The sequence below is a fragment of the Solimonas sp. SE-A11 genome (genome assembly GCF_030345715.1).
Classification (GTDB): domain Bacteria; phylum Pseudomonadota; class Gammaproteobacteria; order Nevskiales; family Nevskiaceae; genus Solimonas_A.
In genome coordinates this window covers 207,574-229,877 of record NZ_JAUASX010000004.1, presented here as the reverse complement: position 1 = coordinate 229,877, position 22,304 = coordinate 207,574, and the positions used below count along the sequence as shown (strand labels likewise).

General features: G+C 67.5%; 20 protein-coding genes and 1 pseudogene. 8 read left to right on the top strand and 13 right to left on the bottom strand.

Going from position 1 to position 22,304, the window contains the following annotated elements; translation table 11 throughout:
- The first annotated feature begins 24 nt into the window (after positions 1-24).
- On the top strand, positions 25-1,977 hold the full coding sequence (locus tag QT386_RS07410) for an acetoacetate--CoA ligase (protein WP_289273113.1): 1,953 nt from the start codon (positions 25-27) through the stop codon (positions 1,975-1,977).
- Positions 1,974-2,723, top strand: coding sequence for a 2,3-diphosphoglycerate-dependent phosphoglycerate mutase (gene gpmA, locus QT386_RS07405; protein WP_289273112.1), 750 nt, complete (start codon positions 1,974-1,976; stop codon positions 2,721-2,723). The genes QT386_RS07410 and gpmA overlap by 4 nt, the downstream gene beginning before the upstream one ends.
- Before the next feature lie 136 nt (positions 2,724-2,859).
- Here gpmA and QT386_RS23385 read toward each other — a convergent pair.
- The 5 genes and pseudogenes from QT386_RS23385 to QT386_RS07385 all read right to left on the bottom strand — a co-directional run.
- Positions 2,860-3,318, bottom strand: a pseudogene (locus QT386_RS23385) (transposase); the annotation flags it as partial.
- A 111-nt stretch (positions 3,319-3,429) separates the two neighbouring features.
- Positions 3,430-5,496, bottom strand: coding sequence for a TonB-dependent receptor (locus QT386_RS07400; RefSeq protein WP_289273111.1), 2,067 nt, complete (start codon positions 5,494-5,496; stop codon positions 3,430-3,432).
- Between the two features lie 67 nt (positions 5,497-5,563).
- Entirely contained in the window at positions 5,564-5,848 is a 285-nt protein-coding gene (locus tag QT386_RS07395; protein WP_289273110.1) for a hypothetical protein, read from the bottom strand.
- 47 nt (positions 5,849-5,895) lie between these two features.
- A complete protein-coding gene (locus tag QT386_RS07390; RefSeq protein ID WP_289273109.1) occupies positions 5,896-6,375 on the bottom strand; it encodes a hypothetical protein in 480 nt (159 codons plus the stop codon).
- 66 nt (positions 6,376-6,441) lie between these two features.
- Entirely contained in the window at positions 6,442-6,816 is a 375-nt protein-coding gene (locus tag QT386_RS07385) for a four-helix bundle copper-binding protein (protein ID WP_289273108.1), read from the bottom strand.
- A gap of 136 nt (positions 6,817-6,952) precedes the next feature.
- On the opposite strand from QT386_RS07385, the gene glk reads away from it, so the two are divergent.
- Positions 6,953-7,927 (top strand): glucokinase, encoded by a 975-nt coding sequence (glk, locus tag QT386_RS07380; protein WP_289273107.1) that lies wholly within the window; start codon positions 6,953-6,955, stop codon positions 7,925-7,927.
- A gap of 88 nt (positions 7,928-8,015) precedes the next feature.
- Here the strand turns inward: glk and QT386_RS07375 are convergent, their stop codons facing one another.
- The 3 genes from QT386_RS07375 to QT386_RS07365 all read right to left on the bottom strand — a co-directional run bounded on the left by QT386_RS07375 (position 8,016) and on the right by QT386_RS07365 (position 11,920).
- Entirely contained in the window at positions 8,016-10,187 is a 2,172-nt protein-coding gene (locus tag QT386_RS07375; protein WP_289273106.1) for a DUF1302 domain-containing protein, read from the bottom strand.
- Between the two features lie 63 nt (positions 10,188-10,250).
- Positions 10,251-10,871 carry a carboxymuconolactone decarboxylase family protein gene (locus QT386_RS07370; RefSeq protein ID WP_289273105.1) on the bottom strand — a complete coding sequence of 207 codons (621 nt, stop codon included), beginning with the start codon at positions 10,869-10,871 and terminating at the stop codon, positions 10,251-10,253.
- Positions 10,868-11,920 carry an AraC family transcriptional regulator gene (locus QT386_RS07365; RefSeq protein ID WP_289273104.1) on the bottom strand — a complete coding sequence of 351 codons (1,053 nt, stop codon included), beginning with the start codon at positions 11,918-11,920 and terminating at the stop codon, positions 10,868-10,870. Before QT386_RS07365 ends, QT386_RS07370 begins: the two co-directional genes overlap by 4 nt.
- Positions 11,921-12,095: 175 nt before the next feature.
- Between QT386_RS07365 and QT386_RS07360 the strand changes: the two genes are divergently transcribed.
- From QT386_RS07360 to QT386_RS07350, 3 genes are read left to right on the top strand one after another with little or no spacing between them, the layout of a single operon-like run.
- Positions 12,096-12,980, top strand: a complete 885-nt coding sequence (locus QT386_RS07360) for an SDR family oxidoreductase (RefSeq protein ID WP_289273103.1) — start codon at positions 12,096-12,098, stop codon at positions 12,978-12,980.
- Positions 12,977-14,761: a CocE/NonD family hydrolase gene (locus QT386_RS07355; protein ID WP_289273102.1), complete on the top strand. Its 1,785-nt coding sequence runs from the start codon at positions 12,977-12,979 to the stop codon at positions 14,759-14,761. Before QT386_RS07360 ends, QT386_RS07355 begins: the two co-directional genes overlap by 4 nt.
- 37 nt (positions 14,762-14,798) lie before the next feature.
- Entirely contained in the window at positions 14,799-15,707 is a 909-nt protein-coding gene (locus tag QT386_RS07350; protein WP_289273101.1) for an ROK family protein, read from the top strand.
- A gap of 81 nt (positions 15,708-15,788) precedes the next feature.
- Here the strand turns inward: QT386_RS07350 and QT386_RS07345 are convergent, their stop codons facing one another.
- The 3 genes from QT386_RS07345 to ppa all read right to left on the bottom strand — a co-directional run bounded on the left by QT386_RS07345 (position 15,789) and on the right by ppa (position 17,756).
- Positions 15,789-16,142 carry a hypothetical protein gene (locus QT386_RS07345; protein ID WP_289273100.1) on the bottom strand — a complete coding sequence of 118 codons (354 nt, stop codon included), beginning with the start codon at positions 16,140-16,142 and terminating at the stop codon, positions 15,789-15,791.
- A gap of 69 nt (positions 16,143-16,211) precedes the next feature.
- Positions 16,212-17,111, bottom strand: coding sequence for a FecR family protein (locus QT386_RS07340; protein WP_289273099.1), 900 nt, complete (start codon positions 17,109-17,111; stop codon positions 16,212-16,214).
- A 114-nt stretch (positions 17,112-17,225) separates the two neighbouring features.
- Positions 17,226-17,756: an inorganic diphosphatase gene (gene ppa / locus QT386_RS07335; protein WP_289273098.1), complete on the bottom strand. Its 531-nt coding sequence runs from the start codon at positions 17,754-17,756 to the stop codon at positions 17,226-17,228.
- 234 nt (positions 17,757-17,990) lie between these two features.
- On the opposite strand from ppa, the gene QT386_RS07330 reads away from it, so the two are divergent.
- Positions 17,991-18,554, top strand: a complete 564-nt coding sequence (locus QT386_RS07330) for an adenylate kinase (protein WP_289273097.1) — start codon at positions 17,991-17,993, stop codon at positions 18,552-18,554.
- A gap of 106 nt (positions 18,555-18,660) precedes the next feature.
- Positions 18,661-19,874, top strand: a protein-coding gene (locus QT386_RS07325; protein WP_289273096.1) for an IS3 family transposase whose coding sequence is annotated in 2 segments (ribosomal slippage) — positions 18,661-19,018 and positions 19,018-19,874 — 1,215 coding nt in all. Because the reading frame shifts where the segments join, the coding sequence is not laid out codon by codon here.
- A gap of 59 nt (positions 19,875-19,933) precedes the next feature.
- Here QT386_RS07325 and QT386_RS07320 read toward each other — a convergent pair.
- The gene (locus tag QT386_RS07320) at positions 19,934-20,620 is read right to left on the bottom strand and encodes a general secretion pathway protein GspB (RefSeq protein WP_289273095.1); all 687 of its coding nucleotides are present in this window, start codon (positions 20,618-20,620) and stop codon (positions 19,934-19,936) included.
- The gene (locus QT386_RS07315) at positions 20,617-22,245 is read right to left on the bottom strand and encodes an ExeA family protein (RefSeq protein ID WP_289273094.1); all 1,629 of its coding nucleotides are present in this window, start codon (positions 22,243-22,245) and stop codon (positions 20,617-20,619) included. Before QT386_RS07315 ends, QT386_RS07320 begins: the two co-directional genes overlap by 4 nt.
- Positions 22,246-22,304 lie beyond the last annotated feature (59 nt).

Sequence of the window (22,304 nt, the reverse complement as noted above, 5' to 3'; positions counted from 1 at the left end):
AGGCGCGCAGCAGGGGAGGGAACAATGTCCGAACCACTCTGGAGTCCGCGCCGCCTGCAGCGCGGGGCGACCACGCTGGGGGCTTACGCCCACTACCTGCGCGATGCCGGCCTGTTCGACAGCGACGGCGAGAACTACCAGGCCCTGTGGCAATGGTCGGTGGCCGATCCCGCCCGGTTCTGGGAGACGGTCTGGAAATTCTGCGACGTGCGCTACAGTCAGCCGCACATGCAGGTGCTGGATGACCCCTCCCGCCTGCCGGGCGCCCGCTGGTTCGAGGGAGCGCGGCTGAATTTCGCCGAGAACCTGCTGCGCTTCCATGACAGCACCGCGGCCCTGGTCGCGCTCGACGAAAGTGGCCGTCGCCGTGAAATCTCGTATGCCGAACTGCAGGAGCGCGTGCGCGCCCTGGCGGCCGCCCTGAGGCAGGACGGGGTGGAGCCGGGCGACCGCGTTGCCGCCTTCCTGCCGAACTGCGCCGAGGCGGTGACCGGCATGCTGGCCGCCACCAGTCTCGGCGCCACCTGGACCTCCTGCTCGCCGGATTTCGGGCTCAGCGGCGTGCTCGACCGCTTCGGCCAGATCGCCCCCAAGGTGCTGATCGTCTGCGACGGCTACCGCTACGGCGGCAAGGCCATGGACACGATGGAGCGCGTCGCGCGGATCGAGGCGGCGCTGCCAAGCCTGCGCCGCGTGGTGGTGGTTCCGTACCTGGACGAGGTGCCGACGCTGTCGGGATTGAAGCAAGGCGTGTTGTTCGACGCCTACCGCGGCGACGGCAAGCTGGAGTTTGCCCAGCTGCCCTTCGACCACCCGCTTTACATCCTGTACTCCTCCGGCACCACGGGCATGCCCAAGTGTATCGTCCACGGTGCCGGCGGCACGCTGCTGCAGCACCTCAAGGAGCACATGCTCCATGGCGACCTGCAGACCGGCGACCGGCTGTTCTTCTTCACCTCTTGCGGCTGGATGATGTGGAACTGGCTGGTGTCGGGCCTGGCCGTGGGTGCCACGCTGGTGCTCTACGACGGCTCGCCCTTCCACCCTGGTCCCGAGGTGCTGATGGAGATGGCCGAGCGCGAGCAGCTGACGCATTTCGGCACCAGCCCGAGGTATCTCGCTGCGCTGGAACAGAGCGGCTGGGTGCCCAGGGACCATGTGAAGCTGGATGCCCTGCGCGTGCTGCTCTCCACCGGCTCGCCGCTGGGAGCAGAGCAGTTCGACTACGTCTACGGCTCGATCAAGCGCGACCTGCAACTGGCGTCGATCTCGGGTGGCACCGATATCGCCTCCTGTTTCGCCCTAGGCAACCCCTGGAGCCCGGTCTTCCGTGGTGAGATCCAGGGCCCCGGCCTGGGCATGGCGCTGGAGGTCTACGACGAGCTGGGCAAGCCGGTGCGCGGCCAGTCCGGCGAACTGGTCTGTACCAAGCCCTTTCCATCGATGCCGGTGGCCTTCCGGGGCGACCCGGACGGCAGCCGCTACCGGGCGGCGTACTTCGAGCGCTTTCCCGATGTCTGGTGCCAGGGCGATTGCGCCGAGTTCACCGTGCATGGCGGCCTGGTCATCTCGAGCCGCTCGGATGCCACACTGAACCCCGGGGGCGTGCGTATCGGCACCGCCGAGATCTACCGCGTGGTGGACACCCAGCCGGAAGTGCTGGAGTCGGTGGTGGTGGGCCAGCGGGTGGACAACGACGACCGCGTGATCCTGTTCGTGCGCCTGCGCGAGGGAGTGGAGTGGAGCGAGGACCTGGGCGCCCGCATCGCCAGGGCCATCCGCGCGGGCCTGACCCCCCGGCACGTCCCGGCCCGGATCCTGGCCTGCCCCGAGGTTCCGCGCACGATCAGCGGTAAAATCACCGAAATCGCCGTCCGCGAGCTGATCCACGGCCGGCCGGTCAGGAACGCCGACACCCTGGCCAACCCGCAGTCGCTGGACTACTTCAAGAATCTTTCACCTGAGGCACTTAGATGACCAAGAAACTCGTCCTTCTCCGCCACGGCCAGAGCCAGTGGAACCTCGACAACCGCTTCACCGGCTGGGTCGACGTGGACATCACCGAGCAGGGCGCGCGCGAGGCCAAGGCCGCCGGCGAGCTGATGAAGGCCGAGGGCCTGCGCTTCGACTGCGCCCACACCTCGGTGCTCAAGCGCGCCATCCGCACCATGTACACCGCGCTGGACGTGATGGACCAGATGTGGATCCCGGTGAACAAGACCTGGCGCCTCAACGAGCGCCACTACGGCGCCCTGCAGGGGCTGGATAAGGCCGAGACCACCGCCAAGCACGGTGAGGAGCAGGTGAAGGTCTGGCGCCGTTCCTACGACATCCCGCCTCCGGCGATGGACATCAAGGACCCCGGCCACCCGGCCAACGATCCGCGCTACACCAAGCTCGACGCCCAGGCACTGCCCGGCACCGAGTCGCTGGCCACCACGCTGGACCGCGTGCTGCCCTACTGGCACGACGCCATCGCGCCGCAGCTCAAGGCCGGCCAGACCGTGCTGGTCACGGCTCACGGCAACTCGCTGCGTGCGCTGTACAAGTACCTTAACAACGTGTCGCCCAAGGAAATCCTGGAGCTGAACATCCCTACCGGCATCCCGCTGCTGTTCGAGCTGAACGATGACCTCACAGTGAAGTCGTTCCGCTACCTCGGCGATCCCGAGGCGGCGAAGAAGGCTGCCGAGGCGGTGGCGAACCAGGCGAAGGCGAAATAAGCCTTTGGTGGATTCTCAAGGGAAGGCTCCGAAAAGGGGCCTTTTCCTTTTTGTAGGCATGGATGTCGCCAGCAAGCTGACTCCTACAAAAACAGATCTGCTTCTGTAGGAGCCAGCTTGTGGCGACCTGTTCCCTCAACCATATGGCATCCCACAGCGGATAGTCGCCGATCGACTTCACCAGGCCTGACCTCAGCGGATTCGCGATGATGTAGCGCGCCACGCTACGCACATCTTCGTGATGTCGGAGCGCATGGTCATGGAAGGCGGACTCCCATAGAGGGCCCGTTTTGCCCATGGCCTTGTTCACGCGTACGGCACTCGACGACTTCAGGCGGCGGACGATCTCGGAGAGGCTGCGCTTTTCGCCGAGTTCCAACAGCCAATGAAGATGATCCGGCATCAGGACCCAGGCCAGCGTCCGGGCTCCTCCGAGCAAATTCTCGTCGTTGAGTAGCGGCGGGAGCATGCGCCCGACTTGCCAGTCGGCAAAGAAGGGTTCGCGGCCTGACGTCACTGTGGTGACGTGATAGATCTGCCCCGGAGTCGAGACGCGTCCCCTGCGCAATGCGACATGTCCAGAGTTCGCGAGCATGTTCTCGTCCCAGTGCGGTGTCGCCGGCAAGCCGGCTCCTACAGTACTAGCCTGTTCCTGCAGGAGCCAGCTTGCCGGCGACCGCCATCCGGAGAATGGGCCGCTCCGGCCTTACATCGACATCCTCAAGCCGACATACACCCCGCGCCCCGGTGCCGGCACCGCGTCCTTGATGAAAGAGGTGGCGCGGCGGATCTCCTCGTCGAGCAGGTTGGTGCCGCGCAGGTAGATGGAGGTGCCCTGCCGCTCGTCGCCCTGCACGCGCCAGGACAGGCTGGCATTCAGCAGGTCGTAGCCCGACGTCCGTGTCTCCAGCGATGCGATGCGGTCCTGGCTCTGGACGCGGATGTAGTCGAGGCTGCCGGCGAACTGCTGCCAGCGGCCGTCCAGGCCCAGGCCCCAGCGCTGCGGCGTGATGCGCGGCAGGTTGCCGCCGTCTTCGAGCTCGCCGCGCACCTGATCGGTGAACAGGCGCAAGTCCAGGTGCAGCGGCCCCTGGTTCAGCAGGGCATAGCCGGCGGAGGCTTCGTAGCCCCAGAACTTCGCGTCGGCCTGGCGGTAGTCCACCAGCAGGAAGTCACCCGCCGGATCGAGCACGCCGTCCTCATCCACGCGATCGGCCACCCCATCGGCATCCTGGTCGCTCTCGGCGAGATAGATGTAGTTGGCGACACGGTTGTAGTAGACGCTGGCCTGCAGGCTCCAACGCTCGCGGTGATAGTCGTAGCCCAGTTCCAGGTTCTGCGCGCGCTCCTTGCCGATGCCGTTGTCGCCGCGCTCGTAGGTGGCGGTGGCGGCATGCGGGCCTTCGGCGTAGAGTTCCTCGGGTGCCGGCGAGCGCTCTGAACTGGTGGCGTAGAGCTTCAGGTGCGAATACGCGCCGAGGTTGAACACCGAGCCCAGCGAGAAGCTCATCGGCGTGAAGTCGCGCGCCGGCAGGTTCTCGGGATCGTTGGTGTTACGGTCCACCCGGGCGCCGATCTCGATCTTGCCGAGACTCCACGGGCGCTCTTCCACGACGAACAGGCCGGCTTGGCGGCTCAGCACCGGCGGCACGTAGGCCTCGTCGCCGATGGCCTGGAAATCGCGCCAGTTGAGCTGCAGGCCGACCACGCCGCGGAAGCCAGCCAGCGGCGCGTGTACCGCTTCCACGCGACCCTGGTATTGGCGGTTGTCGAAGCGCGTGCCGGGCACGCCTGGCTCCTCGAATTCGGTGTGTTCGTACTCGGAGCTGCCGAGGCGCAGCTTCACCGATTCCAGGCCCGCCATCGGGTTGCGGAAGATGCCCTGGGCATCGACGCGGGTCTGGTGCATGTCGATGTAGGCGGCTTCCTCCACCGGCAGGCCGTACTGCGACTCGAAGCGGCTGACCGCCAAGCCCAGCGTGCGGCTGTCCTCGATCCAGGAGTAGGAGGCGCCGCCGGAGCGCGCCTCGACGTCGCTGTTCGGCAGGCGCCTGCGCGGGCCGCTGCCGTCGACGTTGGCAGGCCCCGCGAGGTCGTAGTCGCCGGCCTTGCGCCAGCCGAAGTCGGCGCGCAGCTGGTGCGGGCCGCTGCCGTAGCCGGCCTCGCCGCTGAAGGCGCCGGCATCGCCGTTGTTGCCCCAGGAGGTGTCGAAGCCGCCATGCAGGCCCTCGCGCACCTCTTCCGGCAGGCGCGCGTCGCGTACGTTGACCACGCCGCCGGAGGCGCCGTTGCCATAGAGCAGGGTGGCGGGCCCCTTGAGGATCTCCACCTGCTCGGCATGCGCCGGATCGATGGTCACGGCGTGGTCCGGGCTCAGCTCGGAGACGTCCATGGTCGACAGGCCGTTCTGCAGCACCTCGATGCGCGGGCCGGCCTGGCCGCGGATCACCGGGCGGCCGGCACCGCGGCCGAAGTCGGTGGTGGCGATGCCCGGCTCGTTCTCCAGCGTTTCACCGAGGGTACCGCGGCGCTTGCGCTGCAGCTCTTCGTCGGCGAGCACGGCGACCGGCTGCACCAGCTCGTCGGCAGTGCGGCCCAGGGCGCTGGCCTGTACGACGACAGGGGCCAGCTCGACCGCGGGCGCTGCGTCGTCGGCGGACGCGGCGAAGGGAAAGCTCATGGCCGCAGCGGGCAGGGCGAGCAGCGGGAACAGCGAAGGAAAACGGCGCGCGGCAGGCAGGGCCTGCGCGCCGCGGAAAGCGGAAGCGTTCATGGTGAATCCCGAGAGGAATGGATCAGGCAGCGCAGGCCGGCGGCCTGCGCAAAGCGGTGCAGCAGCTTCAGGCCTGGGTTTCGGGAGGGCCGCGGATGGGGCAGGCGCGGCGGGGTGAGGCGTAGGTGACGAGGGTGACGGCCGCCGGGGGGGCTTCGTGCGCGAAGCCCGCGAAGCTGACCGGCGCGCTGGCAGCCGGCAGGCCGGAGGCCAGGCTTTGCACATGGGCGCAGAGCTGGCAGTGCACGTCGGCACTGATGGCCGGATGCAGGCTGTCATGGGCGAACGCCAGCCACTGGCCCATCAGCAGGGCCAGGACAAGCAGCAGGGACTGGCGGGTCCGGATTCTCACGGGTGGCACGTTACGCAATGCCGAGGGGCGAAGTCCAGTGCCGCGATTCAGCGGCGGGAGCGTCCGTTGGGGCGCAGGGCTTCATTTACCAGCCCATGGCGCTGCAGGAAGGCGAGTGCGTCGGTACTGTCGCCAGCGAACCACGAGGCGGCGCTGCCGAGCACGAAGTTGTAGCCCCAGGCATCCATGTCGGCGAACAGGCGGGCCCGCGAGTAGCCGGGGAGCTCGTCCGCCAGCAGGGCCTGCAGGTAGCAGACCCCCATCTCCTCGGCGTCGCAACCGTTGGCGTCGGTATGCAGCGTGGCGCGCCGCGCGGAGTCCATGCAGATCCAGTGGCAGGCCTCGTGCAGGGCGGAATGCACCGGGGTATCGGCGCGCAGGTAGAGCGTGTCGCCCACCAGTCCGGCCTCGGTTTCGCCCCAGTAGCTGCCGGGGATGGTGGTACCCAGTGGCAGCCAATGCAGTTGCAAGCCATAGCGTGTCAGCAGGGTGTCGAGCACGCCTGCCGCCAGTTCGCCTGTCCGCATCACTTCCGGGTCCATGGCGCATTTTACGATGCCGGCCGCCCGGTGGTCCGGCGCAGGCGCCGGTTGCTAGAGCGTGCCGGGTCGCAGGCTGGCGGTCGGCGACTGCAGTACGGGTACCGCCATCAGCTCGCAGGCCTCGGCGCAGGCCCGACAGGCGGCCGCGCAGGCCTGGCAGTGCTCGTGAGCATGCTGCTCGCACTCGTCCGCGCAGGCCTCGCAGGCTGCGGCGCAGCTGGCGCAGATGTCGGCGGCCAGTTCGCTGCCCCGCGTCATCATCGCACTTGCCAACCGGCACAGCGCAGCGCAGTCCATATCGAGGCGGATGCAGCGGGCGATGGGAGTGACGTCTGCTTCGCGCAGACAACTGGCGGCACACAGGTCGCAGGCCGTGGCACAGGCATCGCAGGCGGCGATACACGCTTCGAATCTCTCGTTTGGCATCGGGAATCTCCGTCCGTGGAGGGGAAATGCTGGCGCCGTGACAGCGTCCATGCTGTGATTTGGAACCCTCGCCGCGTCGGGAGTTCGAAAGCGCGAGGGATCAGGGCGAAATGCAAGCAAAGAGAAGGGAGCGGACATGGAAGCTGCAAGCCTGCTGGTCGGTGACATCGGAGGGACCAATGCCCGCTTCGCCCTGGCCTCCCCCGGCGAGGGCCGGCCACGTCTGGAAGCGGTGATGCCACTACGCTGCGCCGACTTCACCGGGTTGGCGGAGGCCGTGGCGCATTACTTCGAGCAGACCGGTGCTGCGCGGCCCGAAAGGGCCTTGCTGGCAGTGGCCGCTCCGGTGACGGCGGACCGCGTCTGCATTACCAACAATCCCTGGGTGTTCTCGGTGGGCGCCACCGCGGCATCGCTGGGCCTGTCGCTGCGTGTGATCAACGACTTTGCGGCGGTGAGCCGTGCGCTGCCGCTGCTGCATGGCGAGGACCTGGTCTCCATCGGCACGGTGCCGCTGGCTGTCCCTGGACCGCGACAGACCTACGCGGTGCTGGGACCCGGTACCGGCTTGGGGGTCAGCGGGCTGATCGTCGAGGGCATACATGCCACGGTGATCGAATCCGAAGGCGGTCATGTCGATTTCGCTCCCATCGATGCCACGGAAGCCGAAATCCTGCGCCTGCTGGCGGAACGCCACGGACGGGTGTCCACGGAGCGCCTGGTCTCCGGCATGGGGATTGCCAGCGTATATGCCGCGCTCTGCGAAATCGCCGGGCGTGCGCCACAGGCGGATACTGCCGAGCAGATCGCGGCCCTGGCCGAGCGCGAACCGGAGGGCCTGGCGGCCCAGGCGCTGGATCGCGTCTGCGCGATGCTGGGCAGCTTCGCCGGCGATATCGCGCTAGCCTTCGGTGCCTGGCAAGGAGTCTTCCTGCACGGCGGCGTAGCGCAGAAGCTGCTGCCGCGCCTGCAGCGCGGCGCTTTCCGTCAGCGTTTCGAAACCAAGGGGCGCCATGCACCGCTGATGCGAGCGGTGCCGACGCAACTGATCATGCATCCGCAGGCGGGCTTGCTGGGCGCGGCGGCGTTGGGACTTCAAGCCGCCGCCTGACCCCGAGGCGGGTTGGCTCAGCCAACCGCTGCGTCGATGATCTACTCGGTCGATCGCTCGCGGTCGATTGCAGCGGCGTACGGCGCTCCTAGAAAGTGTATGCCAGGAAGGCGGTGAGGCTGTCGCGGTCACGCATGGTGTCGTTGGAGCCGCTGGAGCCGCGGTAGAACAGGCCGCCGGACCAGTCCTTGAAGAAGTAGAACTCGGAGCCGATCTGGAAGAATGTGCGGCCTTCCGCGAAACCCTGGTAGCCGGACTTCGGCAGCGGCGAGATGCCCTGCACGTCGTGACCCCAGATCAGCCAGGGCTTCATGTTCACGCCGAGAAAGACATCGTTGTATTCCATCATGACGCTGATGCGGTAGCCCCAGGCGAAGTCGTCGGCGAAGCCCTCGGTCTGCTGCGTGGGCGTCAGGCGCAGGCCCGGCACGCCGCCGGAGCCGGTGCCGTCGGCGCCTGGGCTGGCATGCGTGTTCTTGTGCAGGATGAAGCCTTCGAACTGCAGCCGGTCGCGGTCCGGCATGTCGATGACGTGGGTCACGCCGCCCTCGAGCAGCAGCAGGATCTGGTCGGTGCCGATGTCGAAGGGCAGGTCCGAGGGGGACAGGGCCTTGATCGCGGACAGGTTGAACTGGCCGACCTTCAGGCGCTCGTAGCCGCGGATGATCTGTCCCTGCTGGATCGAGCGCTCCGGCACGCTGTTGTCGTAACCGCGGTACACGCTAAGGAAATCCGGAATGAAGGTGCGCGCGCTGGGAATGGTGGCGAGCTGCGGAATGCCGACGACGATGTCCTGCCGCGGGAACAGCGGCTGGGCGGCCGTCATGATCACGTCGGTCAGTGCCACCTGCAGCGGCATGTTGGGGCGGTAGGCGTATTCGCCGGAGAGTGACCAGCTTCCCACCGTGGTGTTGAAGCTGATGCCGTACATCTGGATGTTCTCGGGGTAGTCCAGGAAGCCCTTGGGCGTGTCGAAGGGCAGGGCATCGTTGCCGTTGCTCAGGTCGATGTCGACCGGCGGGATGCCGCTGAGATTGATGCCGGTGTAGTGGTAGAGCAGGTCGGCCAGGTCCAGCGAGCCGCTGACCAGCAGCGGGCAGTCGAGCACGGCACCGACGATGTTGGTGGAATCGCGGATGCAGGATTCGTCGCCGGCGACCATGCTGAGGTAGGGCACGCGGCTGTGGTAGTTCGCCGCGTAGAGGCTGAACTGGGTGCCGCCGAGGAAGTCGTCCACGCGCCAGTTCAGGCGCAGGCCGTACTGGCTGCCGTCCTGGGGATCGTTGCTGCCGATCATCCGCGCCGTGGCGGAGCTGTCGGTGAGCAGCGTGGCCAGGCCCGAGATGTGATGCTCCCCGGTGGGGTCTTCGGGCGTCTGCCCTTGGGTCAGGATGAAGTAGTCGCGGCCGTTGGCGGCCTCGAACAGCGACATGAAGCCGCCAGCCGCCGCGGCGCGGGCCGGGCGCCAGCCGAACTGGTAGAACACTTCGGCGTCGAGGGTGTCGGTGATGTCGGCGGATATCACCGCCAGCGGCACGGGCTGGAAGGCGTCGGGAATCTGCGCGCCCGGCATCCAGAAGACGTTTTCGTCCGGCGGGTTGATCTCCGCCAAGCTGTTGAGGGCCACCAGGTTGCTCTCGCCCCAGCGCAGCACCTGCTGGCCGACGGCCACGTTGACCGTGTGATCGCTCAACTCGAAGCTGTGCGAGATGTAGGCCTGCAGCAGGTCGATGTCGGTGCCCAGGTCGCGCTCCACGGCCTGCGAGCGCCGGGTGTGGCGCGGCTGGTGCGTGGTGTCCGGGTGGTAGTCCTTGGCGTCGACGTTCACGGCGTCGAAGAAGCCCACGCCCGACAGCTTCACCAGGGTCTCGCCCCAGGTCAGGGCCATGTCGGCCTTGAGGCGGGCGACGGCGGAGGTCAGGTCGTACTGGTCGTAGTTGAGGTTGCCGTCATCGAAGGCGTGGCCGATGAAGGCGCCCTTGGCGTCCACCAGCCGTTGGTTGGGTTCGGAATCGCCGCCCAGGTCGATGCAGTCGTCGCGTGCGCAGAGGCCCTGCTGGCCCGGCACATTGAGCTTGCCGATCAGGCGCTCGTCGCGCTCCTCCATGCGCCACATCGCACCGATGCTGGCGCGGCCCGTCAGCGAGACGTTGACGTCTCCCCATTGGTGATCCATCGCCGCCGCCTGGCCGCAGCTCATCAGCCCCGCCAGCAGACCTGCCCGGCGGGCGCGACCGCCCGTCACAGCAAAGTGGTTCATTGCCGTCTCTCTCCTATGCCTGGTTGTTGGCCGCCTCTGGAGGGCGGCTTGTTCGTGGCGCGGCTAACTCATTCCGACGCGCCGGTGAAAGTCCTGCAGGACCTGCTCGATGGCCGGCTCCAGGGCGATGCCGCTGCTGTTGAGGAAGCCGGCCACCATCTGGTAGTGCCCGATCAGGATCGTGATTTCGATCAGCAGCGGCTCACGGTAGTGCGCTGCCAGCGCCGCCCAGGTCGCGGTGGAGATCGCCTGCTCGCGGGCCATGTCGTCGCAGGCCTGCAGCAGGGCGCGCTCGCGCTCGCCCTGCGCCTGTGACGGGCCCTGCGAGACACGCAGCACGTCCGCGTCGGACAGGCCCACGCCGAGGCCGATCTCCAGGTGCTGGCCCCACTCATAGCGGCAGCGGCAGTTCCAGCCGGTGCGCAGGATGATCTTCTCGCGCTCCTGCGCCTTGAGACGGCCGCCCGGCATGAGGCGCGAGGCAAAGAACAGCCAGGGCCAGAACAGGCGGCGGTTGATGTGGAACACCGGGAACAGGTCCGGCAGCTGCTTGCGGCCGAACATGCGGGCGCCGCCCGAGACGGCGCGGAACAGCAGGCCGCGCTGCGAGGGCGGCGGCGGCACCAGCCGCGGCTCGGCGTAGCGGACCCAGCCACCTTCGGGTTGGAGTTCGGTGATGCTCACGCGGCGGAACCTCCTTGCTGTTCCTTGCGGTACTGGCCGGGCGTCTGTCCGCCGCTGGCCTGCTTGAACCAGCGCAGAAAGGCCTGGTGCGAGTTGAAGCCGAGGAAGTCCGCGATCACGGTGACGGAGTCGCTGCTGCCGCGCAGGCGGCCCTGCGCCAGCTCCAGGCGTACCTCGTCGAGCAGCTCACGGTAACCGCTGCCGGCGTCGATCAGCTTGCGGTGCAGGCTGCGGCCGCTCATGCCGAGCTGCTCGGCCACGCGGTCGCGCATCGGCACGCCCTCGATGATCATCGACTGGATCAGGTGGCGCACCTCGTCGGTCAGCGCGCGCGGCTGCTCGCGCTCGGCCAGCAGCGCCTGGGCGTGGCGCTCCAGCAGGTCCTTGAGCATCGCGTCGCCATGCGGCAGGCGCATCTGCAGCACGTGATCGGGAAAGTTCAGGCTCGATTCGGGGCGATCGAAGTAGACCGGGCAGCCGAAGTGCTGGAAGTACTCGCGCGCTGCTTCAGGCGCCTCGGCACGGGAATGGCTGAAGTACACCGACTGCAGCATCTGCCGGCCGAGCAGCACGCGGGTGATGACGGCGAAGGTGCCCAGCACGTACTCGGTGGCCTGACGCTGCAGCGCCGATCCGCCCACCAGGCATTCCCAGCAGACCTGCAACTCGCCCGGCAGACGGCGTATCGAGGAGCGGCCGATGTTGCTGAGCAGGCCGCGGTAGCGGACCACCATGTCCAGCGCATCGGAAAAGGTGGTGCAGGCCTCCAGCACCAGGCCCAGCGGGCCGAAGGAGGCCGGCTTGATGTCCTGGGCGGCGTGCAGGCCTATCAGGGGATCGGGGTAGCGTTCGGAGATGGCCGAGAGCACGGACTCGATGACCGACAAAGGTACACGCCCTTCGCCGTCCACCAGCTTCTCACGCGACAGGCCAGCTTCGCCGAGCAGGTCGTCGAAACGCATGCCGATGGCTTCACCGCGGCCGATCATGTGCTGCAGATGGCGTGCGGAGATCCAGCCCGACAGGGGTTTGGCGGCGGTCGTCGACATGGGTGCAGCGAGGGATTCCGGTTCTGGGGTCCTGTAGCAAATCCTGCCATGCCCCCTGGAGGGCAGGGCTCATGGCCGATTTTGGTCCATGTCATGGCCGCTTTCGAGCCTGTCCGGCGGTGAGGGGGCTGCCTACCATGCCCCTCATACGACGCAATCCCGGCGGGATGACCCCATGAAGAATTTCAAGCAGAAGAAGGCCTTTGTCACCGGGGCCGCCAGCGGCATCGGCCGCGCCATCGCCGTGGCCCTGGGCCGGGAGGGTGCAGAGTTGTTCCTCACCGACATCAACGCAGCCGCCTTGGAGTCGGTGGTGGCCGAGATCCGCGGCGCGGGCGGCCAGGTGTCCATGAGCCGCGCGCTGGACGTGTCGGACCATGACGCCGTACAGGCCTATGCCCGCGACATCCACGCCGCCCACGGCAGCATGGACCTGGTGCTGAACGTCGCCGGCATTGCCATCTGGGGCGCGGTGGAGAACATGGAGCACCGCCAGTGGCGCCAGGTGATCGACGTCAACCTGATGGGGCCGATCCACGTCATCGAGAGCTTCCTGCCCGAGATGGTGCGCGCCGGGCGCGGCGGGCACCTGGTCAATGTTTCCTCCGCCGCCGGCCTGTTCGGCCTGCCCTGGCATGCGGCCTACAGCGGCAGCAAGTTCGGCCTGCGCGGTGTATCCGAGGTGCTGCGCTTCGACCTGCGCCGCCACAATATCGACGTCAGCCTGGTCTGCCCGGGCGGCGTCGACACCGGCCTGGTGCAGACGGTGCAGATCGCCGGCATCGACACCAGTGCGCCCTTCATGACCAAGCTGCGCGCCATGTTCCAGGCCCATGCCATCTCGCCCGAGAAGGCGGCCAAGGCGATCCTGTCCGGCATCCGGGCACGCCGCTACATGGTGTTCACGTCCATGGACATCCGCCTGGGCTATTTCTTCCAGGGCAAGTTTCCCATCACCTACGACATGGTGATGCGCATCATGAACCACGTAATGCACAAGGTGATGCTGCGCCAGGAGCGCGTCCGCGCCGACGCCGCCACGCGCGAGGGCCTGCAGTGAAGCGCGCGGCACTGCTGCTGGCCGCGCTGCTGCTGTCGGCTTGCGGTGCCAGCTCGGACCCGATGTCCCCGGGGGGGCAAGCCCCGGAGGCGGGCGAGGACGCGCCCAAGGTCACCGAGATCGTCAGCTTCGAGACCAGCGACGGTGCAGAGTTGCACGTGATGCTCACCGGCTACGGCGACCTGCGCGCGCGGCCGGTGATCGTCCAGTTCAGCCCCTACGGCGATCTCGGCCGTGACCTGCCGGACTTCGGCCCGGCCTACAACTACGCCTACGTCAACGTGCGCGGCACCGGCCAGAGCAGCGGCGTGTGGTCCGCCATCGGCGTGCGCGACCAGCAGGACATCGCGGAATTCCTCAGCTGGGCCTGCGGCCAGCCCTGGAGCAGCGGCCGCCTGGGGCTCTACGGCTTCTCCGCCAGCGCCATCGCGGTCTACAACTCGATGCACCAGAAGCTGGAATGCGTGCAGGCCGCGGCGCTGATGGCGGGCACGGCCGATCTCTACCGTGACCTGCTGTATCCCGGCGGCATGTTCAACCTGGTGCCCGGTGCCGCTGTGAGTTTCGGCGTAGGCCTGCCGCTGATCGCCGGTGGCTTCATCGACTTCTTCCAGAGCGGCCAGTTGCCGCTGGACGCGATCTTCTCCGGCGTGGGTTTCCTGGGCACGATCCTGCAGGTGATCCTGAACGTGGACGAGAACCCGTTCTGGATCGACCGCACGCAGCGCTTCGAGACCAACCCCAACCGCTTCCCCGTGCTGGCCGACACCGGCTTCTACGATGTGGAGTCGCGCGGTCCCTTCGAGAGCTACAAGCTGCTGCGCGACCAGGGTGTGCCGGTGCACCTGCGCGTCTTCGGCGCGCATGACGGCTACCCCAAGGGCACGCCGGGGCCGATGCCGGAATACCAGCGCTGGTTCGACCATCACCTGCTCGGCATCGACAACGGCATCGACCGCGAGCCGCGCGTGCAGATGCTGATTGGCCACGGCAGCTACGAGGCGCAGATCGAAGGCGCCGTCACCAAGATCGACGCCGGTGACTGGCCCGTGCCCGGTACGCGCTGGCAGACCTTCTTCCTGGATTCCCAGGGGGGCCATGGCACGCTGTCGCTCAATGACGGCGGCCTGTCGCCTGCAGCGCCCGAGCGCAAGGCCCTGCTGCCATACCTGGCCGTCACCTCGCTGCCCACCGCCACGGACCCCAATACCACGGGCACCGTCGCCTCGGCTGGCGCCCTGACGTTGTTCAAGGTCTTCCCGATCCTGACGGAGCTGCGGCTGATGGAGCCGCTGTCGCTGGCCTGGACCACGGCGGAGTTCACCCAGGACGTGGACGTGGTCGGCCCTGCGGCACTGACGGTGTTCGCCTCGTCCGCCTTGCTGGAGGCCGATCTGCACGCGGTGGTCGCCGACGTCTGGCCCGACGGCAGTGCCCACGCCGTGGGCCTGGGCCGCCTGCGCACCGGCTACCCGCACATCGTCGAGGCGCGCACCGTGCGCGACAGCCGCGGCGAGATCGTGCAGCCCTACAACGACTTCAGCGCCAAGGACCGGGCGCTGCCGGGGCAGACCCGGGAGTACCACGTGGAGTTCTGGCCGATCGGCAACCGCTTCGCCGCCGGCCACCGGCTGCGCCTCTACCTGGTCGGCGCCGCCACCTACACCGTGCCCACGCCGAGCCTGAACTTCGTCTCCATTGGCGGAGACACGCCCTCGCGCCTGCAGGTGCCGGTGTTGCCGGGCAGCGATGCCTGCCGGGCGACAGGGGCCAGCTGCTGAAAGCTAAGATGGTGCTTCTGAAAAGGGAGCGCATCGGATGTACAGGATCGGCATCGACCTCGGCGGCACCAAGATCGAGGGCGTGATCATGGGTGAAGACTCGTCCATCCTCGCCCGCCAGCGCATCGCGACCCCGGGTGGGGATTACGCGGCCACGGTGCAGGCCTGCGCCGATCTGGTCGCGAGCCTGGAGCGGGAGGCCGGCCAGGGTAGCCTGAAGGTCGGCTTCGGCACCCCGGGCGCGATCTCGCGCCTCACCGGGCGCATGAAGAACTGCAGCTCCACCTGCCTCAATGGAGAACGGCTGCAGCAGGACCTGGAACGCGCGCTGGGTCGCGAGGTCCGCATCGCCAACGACGCCGACTGCATGGCCTTGTCCGAGGCCAGCGATGGTGCGGCGGCGGGCGTGGCGGTGGTGTTCGGCGTGATCCTGGGCACCGGCGTGGGCGGCGGCATCGTGGTGAACGGGCGATTGCTGAACGGCCCCAACGCCATCGCCGGCGAGTGGGGACACAACCCCTTGCCCTGGCCGCGACCGGAGTGGGATGAGATTCCCGGGCCGCTGAACTATGACGGGCGCCATGGCGCCATTGAGAGCTGGCTGTCGGGCGAGAGCCTGGCGGCGGATCATTGGCGCGTGACGGGTGAGCGGTTACGTGGCGAAGAGATCGTGTCGCGGGCCGAGGCGGGTGACGCACATGGCGAGGCGACGCTGGCGCGCTACGAGGACCGTCTGGCGCGGGCGCTGGCCCATGTCATCAACCTGATCGATCCGGATGTGATCGTGCTGGGTGGCGGCCTGTCGCGCCTGCAGCGGCTCTACCGCAACGTGCCGGCACTATGGGGGCAGTGGGTGTTTTCGGATAGCGTCGAGACGCGGCTGGTGCCGGCGATGCATGGGGATTCCAGCGGCGTTCGCGGTGCTGCCTGGCTGTTCCCCGAATAGCCCTCGGTGCTTCGCAGGAGCGGCTGACAGCCGCGATGAGTCCGATCGCGGCTGTCAGCCGCTCCTACGAGTGCGTGTCCCTCACCCCACCGGCATCGGCCGCTTCTCCATGAAGCTGAGCACGCCGCGCACCACGCGGTACAGCCACCAGATGGCTACCACCAGGTAGACCACGAAGCCCACCAGCACCCACATCAGGATGGTGGCGACCACCAGCCACAGCAGGCCCCACCAGAAGGGGTGGATCAGCCAGCGGTGGTGGCTGCGGATGAATTCGTTGCTCGTTTCGTTGATCTTGATGTGATCGATGATCACGCCGACGATCGCGGCGGTCCAGAACGTGAAGGGCGCGACGATGTGCAGGATGTAGGCGACCAGCAGGGTGCTGCGCTCCTGCTCGGGGATGGCGTTGTCGACGGGAAGCGGTTGGTTCATCGCTGGGTTCTCGCATTGAGGGCGGGAAGGGTAGACGGTGCTGACTGCATCGCGGCTGAATCGCCGGGATCAGGGGCGCATGACCCAGCTGCCGCTGATCCGGAGCCGCTCGCTGACGATGCCGCGGTACTGCTGTGCGTCCTCGTAGCGGGCGAAGCCGCCGAGCACCACGCGGTGGCGCGGCCCGGTGGGAGTTTCGCTGGCGAGCACGTCCACCGGGTAGCCCAGCGCGGCGAGTCGCGCGGCCTCACCGGCGGCCTGCTTTTCCGTCCCCACCGACAGCAGCACCAGGCGGTAACGGCCGCCGGCATTGAGCGCCGCCTCCTGCGGGCGCATCTCGGTGGAGGGCAGCCAGCTGTCGAGCTTGTCCTGCGGGGTGGGGGAGATCGGCTTCGGCGGCTGGCCGCGCGGGACCACGTAGAAGGTCCTGGGCTGGTCCATGGTCTGGGCCGGGGTATCCGGGCTCCAGACCTGCACCGAGCCTTCCAGCAGGCACAGCAGGTCCTGGGTGTCGTCGCTCTTGCCGAACACGTCGGTGCCGCGGATGCCGGTGGTGACGGTGGGGCCGATATGGACGTCCAGGTCACGCTTGCGGAACTGCGCCAGCGCGCCGGTGGTGAAGCGGAAGGCGCCCTTGGCGAGCTTCAGCACGCCCTTGAGCAGGCCGGTATCGCTGCCGTCGTCAATCACCTGCAGGGCCGGCATCGCGAAGTCGGCGCCTTCGCCGAGCTTGATGGTACTGCTGTCCTCCAGCTCCAGGTGCAGGCGGCCGCCGGCACCGGTGGAGATGCGGTCGCCGGGGAAGACGGTGGCGCCGGGGCGCAGGGGCTTCCGCTGCTCGCCGCGCTCCACCCATACCGGAGGCTGCAGGGTCATGGCGCGCGCCAGTTCCGGTGCTTGGGCCGTGGCGGCCCCGCTGGCCAGCAGCGTCACGCAGGCAAGCCCCTGCAATCCCCCCTGCAACCGCATGCGAAATCTCCCCGTCCCTGGTGCGGACGAGTATAGGCAGGCGGTCGTGCAAAATGAAAAAGGCAGGCGCGAAGCCTGCCTTTTCCTACAGCCTTGTCGGAATCCGACCGGGTATCAGCCCTTGTAGTCGCGGATGCCCTTGGCGATTTCCTCACGCGCGGCGGCGGCGTCGCGCCAGCCGGCGATCTTCACCCACTTGCCCTTCTCCAGCGCCTTGTAGGAGCTGTAGAAGTGGTGGATCTCGTTCTTCACGCGCTCCGGCACGTCGGCCAGGTCCTTGAGGTGGTCGTAGGCGTTGTTGCTGACCTTGTCCACCGGCACGGCGAGCAGCTTGGCGTCGGTGCCCTTCTCGTCCTCGGTGTCGAGCACGCAGAGGGCGCGGCACTTGATGATTGAGCCAGCCACCACCGGATGCGGGGTGATCACCAGCACGTCCACCGGGTCGCCGTCGCCAGCCAGGGTCTTGGGCACGTAGCCGTAGTTGGCCGGGTAGGACATGGCCACGTTCATGAAGCGATCGACCATCAGCAGGCCGGTGTCCTTGTCCACTTCGTACTTCACCGGCGGGCCGTAGGCCGGGATTTCGATGACGACGTAAAACTCGTTCGGGGCCTTGTCGCCCGGACCCAGTGCTTCGATGCCCATGTGCTTGATTAACCTCATTAGTTGCCGGCTGGCGGGGGTGCGAACAAGCCAGGGGCCAGGGAGCACGGACGATGCGTCGGCGTTCCCTGGCCCCTAGGCTAGAGCCCCATAGTTTAATAAACTGCCGGCAGCCACGCATTTCCACCGGGCAAATGTCGCCGGTGGCCGTTTCAACCCCGGCGGGGGACTTCCTTAGGCGCCGCGGGTTCTACATAGAAAGAGGCTGAAAACAAGATGAGACTCGTTCTGCTGGGTGCGCCCGGCTCGGGCAAGGGCACCCAGGGTGAGAAGTTGGTCGCCCATTTCGGTATTCCCAAGATTTCCACCGGTGACGCCCTGCGCGCTGCCGTCAAGGCCGGCACGGAGCTGGGCAAGAAGGCCAAGGCGACGATGGACGCCGGCGGCCTGGTGGCCAATGAGATCGTGATCGGCATCGTCGAAGAGCGCCTGGGCCAGGCGGACGCACAGAAGGGCTTCATCCTCGATGGCTTCCCGCGCAACACGGCGCAGGCCGAGGTGCTGGACGGCATGCTCAAGCGCCTGGGCCAGCCGGGCATCGATAAGGCCGTGCACCTGCACGTGACCGACGAGGAGATCGTCAAGCGCCTGCTGGACCGCGCGCAGAAGGAAGGCCGCGAGGACGACAAGGAAGACGTCATCCGCAAGCGGATCGAGGTCTACAACGCCGAGACGCGCCCGCTGCTGGACTACTACAGCAAGCAGGGCAAGGTCGTGACGGTGGAAGGCATCGGCAGCCTGGAAGACATCTTCAACCGGATTCTGGCCGTTACGCGCTGAGTGGGGTGATGCAAAGAATAAGGGCCCGCTGATGCGGGCCTTTTTCACATCTGTGACCCGTCCTGCCCAGGGTTGACACCTTTTCGAAGTCGAGAAGGAGAGTCAAATGGAATCAAGGGTTAAGAGGACGCAGCGCGATTACACGATGGCCTTTAAGTTGGCGGTTGTGGATCAGGTGGAGCGGGGTGAGATGAGTAGTCGTCAGGCCCAGGATCGGTACGGCATCCAGGGTGCCTCGACGGTTCTGAAGTGGGTACGGCGATATGGCCGGCCTGCGGCGGTGCGGGCATCATGGGCTTCTTCAGGGAAGCCCATGATGAGTGAAAAGAAGTCACTGACCCCCGAGCAGCAGATCAAGCAGCTGGAGGTCGAGCTGCGGGAAGCCAAGGAGAAGGCGCAGTTTTTCGAGGCGGTGGTGGATGTCCTGAAGAAGGACTACGGGGTGGTGGTAAAAAAGCCTGTGGGCAAGTCCTGGCGCAAAAGCTCGTAGTGGGCTTGAGCGTGACCAGGGCTTGCCGCTACATGGGCATCAGCCGGCAGGCGTACTACCAGCGGCTGGCGTGCGCGCGTGAACGCGCGCAGGTCTGTTCCGAGGTGATCCAGCGCGTGGAGCAGATTCGCCTGCGCCAGCCGCGCGTGGGCACTCGCAAGCTGCAGCACCTGCTACGGGGTGACCTCCAGGTGGGACGGGACAGCCTGTTCAGCATCCTGCGCAACGCCCGGATGCTGGTCCCCAGCCGCCGGGCGTACCACAAGACCACCGACAGCCATCACCGCTTCCGCAAGCATCCGAACCTGCTCAGGCCGGACAGCGGCATCCAGCCCGTAGCCGGCGAGCAGGTCTGGGTCGCCGACATCACCTACCTGCCGACGCGGGAGAAATGCGTCTACCTGAGTCTGGTCACGGATGCCTACTCCCGCAAGATCGTCGGCTATCACGTCCACGACAGCCTGCAGACCGAGCAGGTCGGTGAGGCTCTGAAAATGGCGCTCAAGACCCGGCAGACGGCTCAGCGGCTGATCCATCACTCCGACCGGGGCATCCAGTACTGCGCGAACGTCTACCAGCAGATTCACCAGCAACACGGGCTGACTTGCTCGATGACCGACGGCTACGACTGCTACCAGAACGCCCTGGCGGAGCGCGTCAACGGCATCCTGAAGAACGAATTCCTCCTCCAGCGACCCGCCAACCTGGCGCAGGCCCGACAGATGGTCCGCCAGTCCATCCACATCTACAACCACGAACGGCCACACTTGGCCCTCAAATACAAAACGCCCGATGAAGTCCATCGGGCGTCTGTATCCAGCATACTTTAGCAACCAGCTTTATCCCGCATAGGTGTCAACCTACTTCAGGACGGGTCACCCGGGTCGCCCTAGCGGGTGATCGGGTACAGCGCCCGCTGTCCCTGCTGCTCGAAGACGATGCCGTCCGGCGTGATCTCGATCAGGCGCGGACCTTCCGCCAGGGCCTCTCCTTCCCGGTAACGGCGAGAGCCGATCATCACCCAGCGCTTGTCGCGACTGTGGTTGTAGACATGGACTTCCACCGTGAGCTGCGGGAAGGCGGCGCGCCAGGACGGCGGCATGTCGCGCACCAGCGGCAGCACCGGCTCCGCCATCGTGGCCGGTTCTTCCACCAGCTCCTCTTCCTGTACCGGCGGCGCCTCCGCAGGGGCGGCCCGCGCGGCGGGTGGCGGGGGCGCGGCCACTTCAGCCGGCATTTCCTCTTCCTCGACCGGCGGCAGCGCGGGTTCCGGCGGAGCCAGGTCGTCGAAACTGCTGACCGCGCCGGGTGCCGGCGCCGGCAGGGCTGCGGCGGGCGCCCGATCCGGCGTTGCCTCGGCCGGTGCCACCGCTGCGGGCGCGCGATGCCGCTGCCAGGCCAGCGTGGCGGCCGTGGCAATGAGCATCAGCACGGCCAGCCCCAACAGCAGCGGCCATAGCGGGCGCCGCTGGGGCCGGTGTAGGGCCGAGGGCTGGGTTACCGCCTGCATCGAGGGCGGCTGGCCGAGGTTGCGTTCGCGCTCGGCCTTGCGCAGCGCGTCGAGGATGTAGCTCATCGGGTGTTCCCCAGCAGCGTCGGCGTCGAAGGCTGGCCATCGCCCAGTGCGATCAGCGTGCGGGTGTTCAGCACGCCGTCCACCGGCAGGCCGCGCTGCTGCTGGAACTGGCGCAGCGCGTCCTCCAGCTTGCGTCCGTAATAGGTATTCACTTCCGGCGGGATCGCCACGCCGTCCAGCTCCGCCAGGCGCTCCCAGACCAGGGGCACGGCGGCGCTGCGGTCGCCCGGGCGCAGGGGGCCGTCGGCGGTATCGCGGCGCCACAGCAGCAGGAAGTCACCGCTCCACAGCTTGTCGAGCTCGCCGAGGGTGATGCGCACGGTGCCGAAGGGGGTGTCGAAGCCGGCGTGGGTGGTGGTGAGCTCGCGCAGCAGCACGTGCTGTTCGCCCTGCGGCGTCTTCAGCACCAGGATCGCCGCCCGGTTGATCTGGCCCAGGTCGGACCAGCTGCCGTTGCTGCGATAGCACTCCAGCCGGTCGCGGCTCAGCGCCTCGCAGGGGTTGCCCCCGCGCGGCAGGCGCAGCTGCGCACCCCAGAGGCGCACCAGCTGCCCCATCAGGTCCGGCAGCGGCTGCGGCATGCGCAGCAGCTGGTCGAGCTGGCTGGCGGGCATGGACGTCGGGGCGACTGCCGGCCGTTGCGGCACGGTCGCCGCCGGGGCGGGGCGGGCGGCGGGCGAGGCGGCGACCGCCGGGGTGTCGGCTTCACCGGCGGCCGGGGCGGGCTGCAGGCGCGGAGCGATCACGAAGGTGTAGAGGAAGGCCAGGGTACAGGCCGCCAGGGCCAGGGCACTGAGCGTCTCGATGCTGGCCCAGCGCCGCGGCGCGCCGGGGTCGAAGGTGGTCGGCAGCTCGCCGATGGCCTCGCGGGCGGCGTGCTTGATCATGTCCGGGCTGATGCGGCGCTGGCCCTGGGAATAGGCTCCCAGCAGCGCACGGTCGCAGACGATGTTGATCAGGCGCGGGATGCCGCGGGCATAGCGGTGGACCTGCTGGCAGGCCGCCGGGCTGAAGATCTCGGTCTCCGCCCCGGCGACCCGCAGGCGGTGCTGGATGTACTCGGTGGTCTCCGCGGCACTCAGCGGGGTCAGGTGGAAGCGCGCGGTGATGCGCTGTGCCAGCTGGCGCAGGTCCGGCCGGGCCAGCAGCTCGGACAGTTCCGGCTGGCCGATCAGCATGATCCGCAGCAGCTTGTCCTTGGTGGTCTCGAGGTTGGTCAGCAGGCGCACCTGCTCCAGCACCTCGGGCCGCAGGTTCTGCGCCTCGTCGATGATCAGGACCGTGCGGCGCCCCTCGGCATGGCTCTTCAGCAAATGGCTGTTCAGTGCATCGACCAGGGTCTTGAGTGTGACCGGCGCCTGGTAGCCGACGTGCAGTTCGTCACAGATCGACTGCACGAACTCCATTTCCGACTGCCTCGGATTGTGCACCATGGCCACGTCGACATCGGCCAGGCGCTGTTCCAGCAGGGTACGGACGATCGTGGTCTTGCCGGTGCCGACCTCGCCGGTCAGCTGGACGAAGCCGCCGTGCTGGCCGGTGCCATACAGCAGATGCCCCAGCGCCTCCTGGTGGCGCGGGGACATATAGAGGTAGGCAGGGTCCGGGGTGATGGCAAACGGCATCTCCCGGAGTTGGAAGAACTGGGTATACACAGGTTTGGGATCTTTGAAGGATCGGTCCT

What these genes read in the sequence shown, in the direction of transcription:
- QT386_RS07315 (WP_289273094.1), bottom strand. Translation starts at nt 22,245, where the DNA reads ATGCCGTTTGCCATCACCCCGGACCCTGCCTACCTCTATATGTCCCCG.
- QT386_RS07345 (WP_289273100.1), bottom strand. Translation starts at nt 16,142, where the DNA reads ATGAACCAACCGCTTCCCGTCGACAACGCCATCCCCGAGCAGGAGCGC.
- QT386_RS07320 (WP_289273095.1), bottom strand. Translation starts at nt 20,620, where the DNA reads ATGAGCTACATCCTCGACGCGCTGCGCAAGGCCGAGCGCGAACGCAAC.
- QT386_RS07365 (WP_289273104.1), bottom strand. Translation starts at nt 11,920, where the DNA reads ATGTCGACGACCGCCGCCAAACCCCTGTCGGGCTGGATCTCCGCACGC.
- QT386_RS07375 (WP_289273106.1), bottom strand. Translation starts at nt 10,187, where the DNA reads ATGAACCACTTTGCTGTGACGGGCGGTCGCGCCCGCCGGGCAGGTCTG.
- QT386_RS07360 (WP_289273103.1), top strand. Translation starts at nt 12,096, where the DNA reads ATGAAGAATTTCAAGCAGAAGAAGGCCTTTGTCACCGGGGCCGCCAGC.
- QT386_RS07410 (WP_289273113.1), top strand. Translation starts at nt 25, where the DNA reads ATGTCCGAACCACTCTGGAGTCCGCGCCGCCTGCAGCGCGGGGCGACC.
- gpmA (WP_289273112.1), top strand. Translation starts at nt 1,974, where the DNA reads ATGACCAAGAAACTCGTCCTTCTCCGCCACGGCCAGAGCCAGTGGAAC.
- QT386_RS07400 (WP_289273111.1), bottom strand. Translation starts at nt 5,496, where the DNA reads ATGAACGCTTCCGCTTTCCGCGGCGCGCAGGCCCTGCCTGCCGCGCGC.
- QT386_RS07350 (WP_289273101.1), top strand. Translation starts at nt 14,799, where the DNA reads ATGTACAGGATCGGCATCGACCTCGGCGGCACCAAGATCGAGGGCGTG.
- QT386_RS07330 (WP_289273097.1), top strand. Translation starts at nt 17,991, where the DNA reads ATGAGACTCGTTCTGCTGGGTGCGCCCGGCTCGGGCAAGGGCACCCAG.
- glk (WP_289273107.1), top strand. Translation starts at nt 6,953, where the DNA reads ATGGAAGCTGCAAGCCTGCTGGTCGGTGACATCGGAGGGACCAATGCC.
- QT386_RS07340 (WP_289273099.1), bottom strand. Translation starts at nt 17,111, where the DNA reads ATGCGGTTGCAGGGGGGATTGCAGGGGCTTGCCTGCGTGACGCTGCTG.
- QT386_RS07385 (WP_289273108.1), bottom strand. Translation starts at nt 6,816, where the DNA reads ATGCCAAACGAGAGATTCGAAGCGTGTATCGCCGCCTGCGATGCCTGT.
- ppa (WP_289273098.1), bottom strand. Translation starts at nt 17,756, where the DNA reads ATGGGCATCGAAGCACTGGGTCCGGGCGACAAGGCCCCGAACGAGTTT.
- QT386_RS07390 (WP_289273109.1), bottom strand. Translation starts at nt 6,375, where the DNA reads ATGCGGACAGGCGAACTGGCGGCAGGCGTGCTCGACACCCTGCTGACA.